Source organism: Collinsella sp. An271 (assembly GCF_002159695.1).
Taxonomy (GTDB): Bacteria; Actinomycetota; Coriobacteriia; order Coriobacteriales; family Coriobacteriaceae; genus Collinsella; species Collinsella ihumii.
This window is the reverse complement of record NZ_NFJE01000025.1, coordinates 1-9235: the sequence shown is the minus strand read 5'-3', so window position 1 is coordinate 9235 and position 9235 is coordinate 1. Positions and strand designations below refer to the sequence as shown.

The following is a 9235-nucleotide window of genomic DNA, read 5'->3' as shown; positions in this document are numbered from 1 at the left end:
TCTTGCGTTGTGCGCATCAGTCCGAAAAACGGTGTTCTACCTGCGATAACGATGCTTTTTGTTGCGAAACGCTCCTTGGTGCTTATACCCCCTCAGTCCCCCAGTTCGACACGGTCTGCCGGCTCACGCCGATGGCGGCGGCGACCTCTTGCTGGCTCTTCCCGGCGCGACGCCGCAGCGCCGCGAGCTTGTCGGAAATCATGGGCGACCTCCCGTCCGTTCTGATCGCTCCCATTGTCCCGCGACGGGCGCCTCCAGGCGAGCAAATCCGCTTGGCAATCCCGCCAATCCGCTTGCGCCGTGCGACAATGGGTGCCGCAACCCATGTCCCCAAAAACGCGTATGGAGCCCCTATGATCAGATCCCTCTCCCCCGCCGACCTCGACACCGTCATGAACCTGTGGCTCGATGGCAACGAGCAGGCGCATCCCTTCGTGCCCAAAGGCTACTGGCGCGCCGCGTACGAAGGGGTCCGACGCGAGCTGCCGCATGCCGACGTGCTGGTCCATGTCGACCCGGAAACTGGCGACGTCGACGGGTTCATCGGCCTGACCGGCAACTACGTGGCGGGCCTCTTCGTTCGCGCCGACGCCCGGTCGCACGGGATCGGCAAGGCGCTGCTCGACGAGGCGAAGCGCCGCCACCGGGCGCTCACGCTCCACGTCTACCGCGACAATCCGCGCGCCGTCGCGTTCTACCTGCGCGAAGGGTTCACCGTGCGCAACGAGGGCACAGACGGGGAGACCGGCGCGGTCGAATACGAGATGACGTGGGACGCGGATGGCGGCAGGCCTGGTTTTCGTCATGCATAGACCTTCAGCAAACCAGCAGGTAGCGAAAAAGCTCGTGCATAAAAATCCGTTCGAAGCAAAACCCACCGAGGAGGTAGGCTGAGTTTGGCATTGTTTTTCGGTGCCCGCACCCCACAGGCGCCATACCCCTCGGCAAAGCCGCAGGATTCAACTGGGCAAATGCTGAAGGGTACGGCGCATGTGGAGAATCCGCACCGAAAAACAATGCCAAACTCGATATGCACGTTTTTCACGCCCCCGCAGGCGTGGTCGAGAGCAATCGACCCCCACTTCGCTACGCACCACCCAGCATGTGCATGGCGAGCGTGACCGCCAGCACGTCGCCTGCAAGCGATGCGGAGATCTCCATGTCCATGGCGCGCGCCAGATTCGCCGCGACCGACAGACCAAGGCCGCTCCCCTTGGCACCGCGCGACGAATCCGCCTGGTAGAACCGGTCGAACAGCCGATCGGCATCGATAGCCGCCGGATCCGAGACGGCATTCGCGATGCTCAGGACCACGCGATCGCCCTCTCGACGCTCCCCGATCGTAGGCGCCGCCATCCCGTGACGCAGCGCGTTCACCACCAGATTCGTCAAGATGCGCGAGAGCGCCTCCCGATCCGCCTCGACCGTGACGGCCGCGTCGCCAAACGTGACCGCCGGCTCCCAGCCGCGCTCCTCGAAGGCGGGGTACTGCCCCAGCAGCACCTCTTCCACAAAGGGCTTGAGCGCCACCGGCTCCATCTTGAGCACAAGGTCGGGATCGGTCGACTTCGTATAGGCGAACAGCTGGTCGAGCAGCTCGGTCGTGGTGTCGATGCGGCTCGCAGCCGCCTCCAGATGCCGGGCGCGCGCCGCCGGGTCCTCCTCGTCGCACGCGAGCTGCAAATAGCCTTTCGCCCCCATGAGCGGCGTGCGGATGTCATGCGACAGCGCCGACAGGTCGCGCTGGAACTCTTGCTGACGGCGCATCGCCTCGACATGCGCCTGGGCGCTGCGATCGAGCTCCGCGTTGATGGCGTCGGCAAGATCGGTGACACCGGGCGCGCCGCCCGCCGCCACGCGCACGTTGCTCTCCTCGTCGCGCCCGCGCAGGAAACGTGCGATGCGGTGCATCTCGCCGAGATAGCGCACGCTCGCCAGCACCAGGCCCATGCCAAGGCCGAGCACGAGCAGCAACAGGGAGATATTCTCCGTCTCCATGGCATCCCCTTTCCCGCGGGTCCCGCCTCCTCGGACGAGCGCCCGTTCCAGCTTACTTGAACGGCGGCGTTCAGGAAGGGCCGCTGCCCGCAAAACAGCCAGCGGACCGCTTTCAGAAGCTCAGTGGAGGCTGCGGCCCCAAGAATTGCCGAAAAATCGACGTTGTAGACGGCTCGTTTCCGAATGCCCCGAAATGCGCGCTTCCCGCGAAGGTGCTACCTGCGGAAACGCCGGCGCCGCAGGTGCCGTTTTGGGCAGGTCCGGATTTGAGCCGTCTACAACGTCGATTTTTCAGCAACTATTCCGCCCGCAGCCTCCGCTGGGTCCCGATCCGCAGGCGCCCGCCACGGGGACGGGCGCCTGCGGAATGAATTGGCCGGATTTCCTAGATATCGCGCTTGCGGGCGATGGCGAGCACGGCCGCGCTGGCGATGGCGATCCAGATGACGCCCGTGAGCAGTGCTTGGATACCCGGGTCGACGGTGAGCGCCAGCGACGAGGGGCCCCAGATGTCGGCGCTCGACATCCCGAACAGCCGGCCGCCGGCGGCCAGGTTCTCCAACGACGAGGAGGGCATCCATGCGGCAAGCGTCTCGAGAACGGGGCGAAGGACCTCGAGCACGGGCAGCATGCGCGCTAGGTACGAAATGCTCCGGAGCAGATTCGGGAACACACCCCCGCAGAAGCAGAATGCGAAGATGTAGCTCATGGGGCTGACGCGCGTGGCATACGCGACGACGAGCGAGATCACCGCGAGCGCCCAGATGTTGATCCAGAATCCGACGAACCATCCCAGCAGCTCAACCGGACCGTCAAGCCTCCCGAACGTGTACCCGCCGATCCATGCGCCCACGGTGGAGAGCGCCACAGAGAGCAGCAGCATGACGACGGACAGCACGCCCGCGAACACCACCTTGCTGCCGAAGTACGACAGCCTGCCGCCGCGGGCGCTCAGCACGCTGCGCACGTAGTTGCTCTTGAACTCCTGCAGCGAGTGCTCGACCACCATGAAGCAGACGCAGAGCGGAACGAGGCTGCCGGTCATGCTCGCAAGAAACTCGGTGTACGAGGAGAAATCGGACGGGATGGGATCCGCCGCCCCCGTGAGCGAGGCGTAGACCTGGCTTTTGGCAAAGAGCGCCACGCCCACGAGGAACACGTACACCACGAGGATGGCCAGCCCGTACTGCCAGAAGCTGCCGCGCAGGCCGCGGACGCGCGTGATGCGGTAGAGGTCGGATTTGATGAGGTTCAGCATAGTTCTACCTTCCTTTGCGACGGGAGAACAGAGACGGAACGATTTCGAGCAGAAAGTCGATCAGGCAATCCAGCATCGCGCTACCCCCTGTTCCCTGCGGTCGTCCCGCCGTCCATGAGCTCGACGAAGTAGTCCTCGATGTCGCGCTCGAGCACCGTGAGCTCGAGCACCACCTGGTCGGCGTCGTGCAGCACGCGCGACACGTCCTCCACCGAGGGCGCGCCCGACGCAGCTGGGTCGCTCGACGCCCCTCCGAACGAAGAGGCCGCCGAGCGCGCGCCGCCGGCGATCACGATCGATTGGTCGGGATCCACGCGGAAGGTCGCGCCCGGCAGACGCTCCTCCAGAATCGCGAGGGCGCGGGCCGGATCCGCCGTCTTCACGCGGACCGAGCTGCCGCAGGCCGCATGCAGCTCCTCGTCGGTGAACTCGCGCACCATGTGGCCGCCTGCGATGACACCGAACCGGGTGCATACGCGCATGAGCTGGTCGAGCACGTGGCTCGAAATCACGATCGTCACGCCGCGCTCCTGGTTGAGCCGCACAAGCGCCCGTCGCAGGTCGCGCGTCGTCTCCGGGTCCATGCCGTTGAACGGCTCGTCGAGCAGCAGCAGGTCGGGCGAGCCCACAAGCGCGAGCGCGAGCCCCAGCCGCTGCTTCATGCCCTGCGAGAACTTCTTCGCCTTGCGCGGGCCGACGCCCTCGAGCCCCACGAGCTGCAGCAGGTCGTCCACCTGCTCGTGCGGGCGGACGACGCCCATGGCGAGCGCCTTCATCATCATGTTCTCCGTCGCGGAGAAGTTCGGCAGCACGCCCGGCTCTTCGATCAGGGCGCCGATGCGCGAGGGCGCTCCCGAGAAGCTCCCCGCCACGCGCGAGCGGTCCTCGCCGAACAGCGCGAGCTGTCCGGCGCTCGGCGTGGCAAGCCCTGCGATCATCTTCATCGTCGTCGACTTGCCCGCGCCGTTTTTGCCCACGAAGCCGTAGATGTCCCCCGCGGCCACATGCATATCCAGGCGGTCGACCGCGAACATCTTCCCGTAGCGCTTGGTGAGACCACGGATATCGATCACATTCATGGTTGCTCCTATCTCGTGCATCCTGCGGCAGCGGGGCGTCTGCGCGTCGCCTTCTCCCCGCTGCTCATGCATGAGTATGGAAAACGACCTTTGAGCAAGTCTTTTCCAAGGTTTAAGAAAGGTTAAAGAAGCGCCCGTGTCAGGATTCCTGCAGCTTGAACCCCATGCCCCACACGGTCTTGATGTAGGCTTCGGTGCCCGTCGCGCGCAGCTTGGCGCGGATGTTCGACACGTGCACGTTCACCGTGTTGTCGTCGGCGGTGTACGGCTCGCCCCACGCCCGCTCGAACAGCTCCTGCTTGGAGAACACGCGGCGGGGGTGCTCCATCAGCGCCTGAAGGATGTTGAATTCGATGCGGGTGAGCTCGACTCCCCGCCCGTCCGCGGAAAACGTGCGCGCCTCAGGGTCGAGTTCCCATGCGCGGAAGCGCAGCGTGGGACCAGCGGGCCGTGTGCCGTCACCCGTGCCGTCGGATGCGGAAACGCCGCGATGGCGCAGCTGGACCTCGATGCGTGCGACGAGCTCGTCCAAGTCGAACGGCTTGGTGAGGTAGTCGTCCGCGCCGAGCTTGAGCAGATCGATCCGGTCGGAGGCGGCCGTGCGCGCGGAGATCACGATGATGGGGACGCGCGCGTCGCGCTCGCGGATGAGCCCGACGAGCTCCTCACCCGGCATGCCGGGAAGCATCAGGTCGGAGACCACGATGTCGAAGGGAAGCGCGCCCTCGCCGCCCCCGATGAGCAGGCGAGCCTCGCTCCCGGAAAACGCCTGCGTGCAGGCCATGCCGCGTCGCGCCAGGTGCGTGGCGACGATCTGATTGATATCGGCATCGTCCTCGACGATGAGCACGCGAACGCCCGGCATGTCCAACTCCTCGCAACGATTACGGCGGTCCTTTCGCCCCCATTGTGACGCAGGCCGCGCCGTTTTGACAGCACCGATACGCCCACAAACCGAAAACCGGCACCCGCCGCGCGTGCAAATCGGGGGACGTACCTTCCGCGTGCAAAAATGCACGCGGAAGGTACGTCCCCCGATTTGCACTTCGGGCATCTGGCTGAACTTCCCCGTCATGAGCGCCATCGTGGGCGCGCTTCTAGCCGGAAAAACGTCCGTCCCCGCCCTCGCCGCCCACGCGGCTGCGCTACGATACGTCAAGCAGGGCAATGGAAAAGGGGTGCCGCCATGAGGGGTCCGCTATCAGCGCTTGTGTCAGCAGCCGGCGTCGTCACGCTGCTCGCGCCCGCGTGCGCCTACGCCGAGATCGGCCTCAAGCAGGAGGTCACCTCGGAGGGCACGGTCGTCTACTTCGACTTCGACGGCCTGGGCTACGTGCTCATCATCATCGTTGCGCTCGTCTTGATCCTGCGCGGCCAGCGCGCATCGCTGAAGCGCGTCGCGGAGGCCAAACGGAGGCACGCCGCCAAGCGAAGGACCGCGGGAACCGATGCGGGGAGCGACGGATGCGAAGAGGACCTCGGCGCGAGCGCGCTCGCAGCCGTCGAGCGGCTGAAGAGGGCCGAACGAGACGCGCATCGGCCCCGCAGCCGCCGCATCCGCCTCGACGCGAAGCCGGGCGACGATGACCGCGGCCCCGGCGAACAGCGCGCCGGATAGCCATCCCGCCACCCTGCGACACCCGCCCCGACGCACGCGCGGGGCACAAAGCCGCACCCGTCCCCCACTGGAGCATATCGTGAGCAGCACCCTCATCCGCCCGATCGTACCCGCCGACGATGCCGCCGTCGCCGCCATCATCCGCACCTGCCTCGAGGCGTATCGCCTGGACATCCCAGGGACCGCGTACTTCGACCCGGAGCTCGACCATCTGAGCCGCTTCTACGCCTCGCGTCCCGGGCGCCGCGCCTACTTCGTGATGGAGGATGCCGACGCGGCGCGCATCCTCGGCGGGGCGGGCCTCGCGGAGTACGAGGGGCTCGGCGCCTGCTGCGAGCTCCAGAAGATCTACCTGGTGGAGAGCGAGCGCGGGCGGGGCCTGGGCCGTGCGCTGCTGGACGCCGTCGAGGGACATGCCCGCAAGCTCGGCTACCGGCGCGTCTACCTCGAGACGCATACGAGCTTGCACGAGGCCGTCCGCCTGTACGAGCGCTGCGGCTACCGCCGCGTCGACCGACCCGCCACCGCCGTCCACTCCACCATGGACCTCTTCTATCTCAAGGACCTGTAGAGAAAGCCCCTCAGAACCTTTGGCGGGCAGTGCAAATCGGGGGACGTACCTTCCGCGTGCATAAATGCACGCAGCAGGTACGTCCCCCGATTTGCACTGCCGGCCCCGGGCCGGTCTCCTGCTTTCTTGACCCGGCGGAGAAAAAATCCCATCGCTCATTGCCACTGTGCATAGGTGTGTATATACTGTAGCTATCGGGTATATACACTATGCCCAGAGGGACGACGCGAAGACGTCCGTTGCCGTCCCTGCCGCCGTCCGGGGACGCCCGAGCGCGCGGCACCCCGCCGAGGGACGCCCCGTGCGGGACGCACGAAAGGACACGCAACTTGGAAATCATCATCTCGAACGCAAGCAGCAAGCCCATCTACGAGCAGATCTGCGACCAGATCAAGACCGCGATCCTCGCCGGCGACCTCGCCGAAGGAGAGCAGCTCCCCAGCATCCGCGCGCTCGCCAATAGCCTGCGCGTAAGCGCCATCACCACAAAGCGCGCCTATGCCGACCTCGAATCCGAAGGATTCATCGAGACGGTCCAGGGCAAGGGGAGCTTCGTCGCCGGCGGCAACGCCGAGCTGATCCGCGAGGAGCAGCTCCGCCAGGTCGAGGCGCACATGGCGCGCGCCATCGACGCCGGCCGCGCCATGGGGCTCACCGACGGCGAGCTCACCGAGATGTTCGCCCTTGAGCTGGAGTGACCGCAAGCTCGCACCACGCATCCGCAGAAAGGACCCGCCATGTCATCTATGGCACCCGATAGCACCATCGCCGCAGCGCCCCTCATCGAGGCGCACGGCATCACCAAGCACTACGACGGCTTCTCGCTCGACGGCGTCGACCTCACCGTGGAGGAAGGCGAGATCGTCGGATTCGTCGGACAGAACGGCGCCGGCAAGTCCACGACCATCAAGGCCCTGCTCGGCCTCATCGAGCTCGACGGCGGCACGGCGCGCGTGCTCGGCACCGACGTGCACGCCCTCGCGCACACGTCGGCGGGCGCCTCCGCGAAGGAGCATATCGGCGTCGTGTTCGACACCGTCTCCGTTCCGGGGCACCTGCGCATCTCCGAGATCGGCCGCATGCACGCCCGCGCTTTCACGGGCTGGAGCCAGCACACCTTCGACAAGCTCGTGCGCGAGTTCGGCCTCGAGCCGACAAAACCGGTCAAGGACCTCTCGCGCGGCATGGGCATGAAGCTCAGCCTCGCCTGCGCCCTGTCGCACGGCGCGCGCCTGCTCATCCTCGACGAGGCGACCGCGGGCCTCGACCCCATGGCGCGCGACGAGGTGCTCGACCGCCTGCGCGAGTTCGTCGCCGCACCCGGCCATGCCGTGCTCATGAGCAGCCACATCACGAGCGATCTCGAGAAGATCGCCGACCGCGTGGTGTGCATCGAGAACGGCCGCATCGTGTTCAACCTCATAAAGGACGAGATCACCGACGAGATGGGCGTCGCCCGCTGCCGCGTGGCCGATTTCGAGGCCGTCGCCGCGAGCGGCATCATCCCCGAGCGCGCAATCCGCTACCGCAAGCACGACTACGGCATCGACCTGCTCGTGCCCGACCGCTTCGCCTTCGCGGAGCGCTTCCCGAACATCCCCGTCGACCACATGACGATCGACGACTACCTCACCCTCACCCTGAAAGGCGGTGTGCGATAGATGAAGCGCGCATACCAGATCGAAATGACCGTCATGCACCAGTACGCCCGCCAGCTCCTCGCGCTGGGCGTGTTCGTCGCCGCGTGCACCTGCGTCGGCATGGGGAGCATCGTCGCCGCGCCCGGCGTGCTCACCTGCATGTACTTCATCATGGGCGCGCTCGCGACATCGGCCTACGACGAGCAGAACGGCTGGGGGCTCTTTCGCCTCACCATGCCCCTGAGCAGGCGCGACGTCGTAATCGGGCGCTACGGCATGATCGCGACCATCGGCCTGATCGGCATGGTCGCGGGGCTTGTCGGCGGCACCGCGCTCGCCGCGATCGCGACGGTGGCGCCGCTGCCGGGCGACCTGTCGACGACGTTCGGGCTCACGCAGGACAACATCCAGGCCATGGTCTTCTCCTGCGCGCTGTGCGCCGTCATCGGATCGGGGATCGCGGCCATCGAGACGCCGGTCTACCTGCGCTTCGGCCAGACGAAAGCGACCCAATGGATCCCGATGATCAGCGTCATCCTCTTCATCGGGCCCATGATGATCCTCGGCGCGACCGGCGGCCTTGGAAACTTCGCCGGCATCGCCGATGCGCTCAGCGCCGTCTCCGCCTTCATCGAGACGCCCTTCGGTGCGATCACGAGCCTTGCCGTGTCCCTGGTCGCCGTATTCCTGATCCTCGGCATCTCCGCGGCCATCTCGATCAGGCTCTACGAGCGCCGCGAGCTGTAGCACCCTGATGCCTTGGGCACAACCGTCCCAGCGGGCCGCGCGGACAGCACTCCGCGCAGCCCGCCGTATCGAAGTGGCTAATTAGTTCTATTCTGCTGTCGTGCATCCCCTGCAGACGGGCAAGAACCCGCGCATTTACGGCTTCTTGCCCTCGGGAGGGTCCTGCACTGGGCGATTCGACCCCGGATATCGCCGGAAATTCCAGCCAAAGCAGCCATATCGGCTGGTTCGGACACCATCGCCCAGCCCGCCTGACAGCAAATCAGAAATAATTAGCCACTTTTCGGTACGGGAAGGATCGATTGACCCCGCAACGCCCCGCCC

At 66.1% G+C, this 9235-nt stretch carries 11 protein-coding genes; 6 read left to right on the top strand and 5 right to left on the bottom strand.

Annotated elements, in window-relative coordinates; translation table 11 throughout:
- Positions 1-82: 82 nt before the first annotated feature.
- Positions 83-235 carry a helix-turn-helix domain-containing protein gene (locus B5F74_RS12030; protein WP_239283482.1) on the bottom strand — a complete coding sequence of 51 codons (153 nt, stop codon included), beginning with the start codon at positions 233-235 and terminating at the stop codon, positions 83-85.
- Between the two features lie 118 nt (positions 236-353).
- Between B5F74_RS12030 and B5F74_RS12025 the strand changes: the two genes are divergently transcribed.
- Complete coding sequence (locus tag B5F74_RS12025) at positions 354-812, top strand: GNAT family N-acetyltransferase (RefSeq protein ID WP_087202802.1); 459 nt, start codon at positions 354-356, stop codon at positions 810-812.
- 274 nt (positions 813-1086) lie between these two features.
- Here B5F74_RS12025 and B5F74_RS12020 read toward each other — a convergent pair whose 3' ends face one another.
- The 4 genes from B5F74_RS12020 to B5F74_RS12005 form a co-directional block, all read right to left on the bottom strand.
- Positions 1087-1998 (bottom strand): HAMP domain-containing sensor histidine kinase, encoded by a 912-nt coding sequence (locus B5F74_RS12020; RefSeq protein WP_087202800.1) that lies wholly within the window; start codon positions 1996-1998, stop codon positions 1087-1089.
- A 385-nt stretch (positions 1999-2383) separates the two neighbouring features.
- The gene (locus tag B5F74_RS12015; protein ID WP_087202798.1) at positions 2384-3256 is read right to left on the bottom strand and encodes a hypothetical protein; all 873 of its coding nucleotides are present in this window, start codon (positions 3254-3256) and stop codon (positions 2384-2386) included.
- 80 nt (positions 3257-3336) lie between these two features.
- Complete coding sequence (locus B5F74_RS12010) at positions 3337-4335, bottom strand: ATP-binding cassette domain-containing protein (RefSeq protein ID WP_087202797.1); 999 nt, start codon at positions 4333-4335, stop codon at positions 3337-3339.
- Positions 4336-4474: 139 nt separating this feature from the next.
- On the bottom strand, positions 4475-5200 hold the full coding sequence (locus B5F74_RS12005) for a response regulator transcription factor (protein ID WP_087202793.1): 726 nt from the start codon (positions 5198-5200) through the stop codon (positions 4475-4477).
- A gap of 321 nt (positions 5201-5521) precedes the next feature.
- Here B5F74_RS12005 and B5F74_RS12000 point away from each other — a divergent pair, with 321 nt between their 5' ends.
- From B5F74_RS12000 to B5F74_RS11980, 5 genes are all read left to right on the top strand, one after another.
- Positions 5522-5953, top strand: a complete 432-nt coding sequence (locus B5F74_RS12000) for a hypothetical protein (RefSeq protein WP_087202791.1) — start codon at positions 5522-5524, stop codon at positions 5951-5953.
- A gap of 79 nt (positions 5954-6032) precedes the next feature.
- Positions 6033-6524, top strand: a complete 492-nt coding sequence (locus B5F74_RS11995) for a GNAT family N-acetyltransferase (RefSeq protein WP_204212599.1) — start codon at positions 6033-6035, stop codon at positions 6522-6524.
- A gap of 329 nt (positions 6525-6853) precedes the next feature.
- Complete coding sequence (locus B5F74_RS11990) at positions 6854-7222, top strand: GntR family transcriptional regulator (RefSeq protein ID WP_087202787.1); 369 nt, start codon at positions 6854-6856, stop codon at positions 7220-7222.
- Between the two features lie 39 nt (positions 7223-7261).
- Positions 7262-8185 (top strand): ABC transporter ATP-binding protein, encoded by a 924-nt coding sequence (locus B5F74_RS11985; protein ID WP_087202785.1) that lies wholly within the window; start codon positions 7262-7264, stop codon positions 8183-8185.
- Positions 8186-8911 (top strand): ABC-2 transporter permease, encoded by a 726-nt coding sequence (locus B5F74_RS11980; RefSeq protein WP_087202783.1) that lies wholly within the window; start codon positions 8186-8188, stop codon positions 8909-8911.
- Positions 8912-9235 lie beyond the last annotated feature (324 nt).

Coding starts and splice junctions, on each gene's coding strand:
- B5F74_RS12020 (WP_087202800.1), bottom strand. CDS start 1,998: ATGGAGACGGAGAATATCTCCCTGTTGCTGCTCGTGCTCGGCCTTGGC.
- B5F74_RS11985 (WP_087202785.1), top strand. CDS start 7,262: ATGTCATCTATGGCACCCGATAGCACCATCGCCGCAGCGCCCCTCATC.
- B5F74_RS12025 (WP_087202802.1), top strand. CDS start 354: ATGATCAGATCCCTCTCCCCCGCCGACCTCGACACCGTCATGAACCTG.
- B5F74_RS12000 (WP_087202791.1), top strand. CDS start 5,522: ATGAGGGGTCCGCTATCAGCGCTTGTGTCAGCAGCCGGCGTCGTCACG.
- B5F74_RS12010 (WP_087202797.1), bottom strand. CDS start 4,335: ATGAATGTGATCGATATCCGTGGTCTCACCAAGCGCTACGGGAAGATG.
- B5F74_RS11980 (WP_087202783.1), top strand. CDS start 8,186: ATGAAGCGCGCATACCAGATCGAAATGACCGTCATGCACCAGTACGCC.
- B5F74_RS12005 (WP_087202793.1), bottom strand. CDS start 5,200: ATGCCGGGCGTTCGCGTGCTCATCGTCGAGGACGATGCCGATATCAAT.
- B5F74_RS12030 (WP_239283482.1), bottom strand. CDS start 235: ATGGGAGCGATCAGAACGGACGGGAGGTCGCCCATGATTTCCGACAAG.
- B5F74_RS12015 (WP_087202798.1), bottom strand. CDS start 3,256: ATGCTGAACCTCATCAAATCCGACCTCTACCGCATCACGCGCGTCCGC.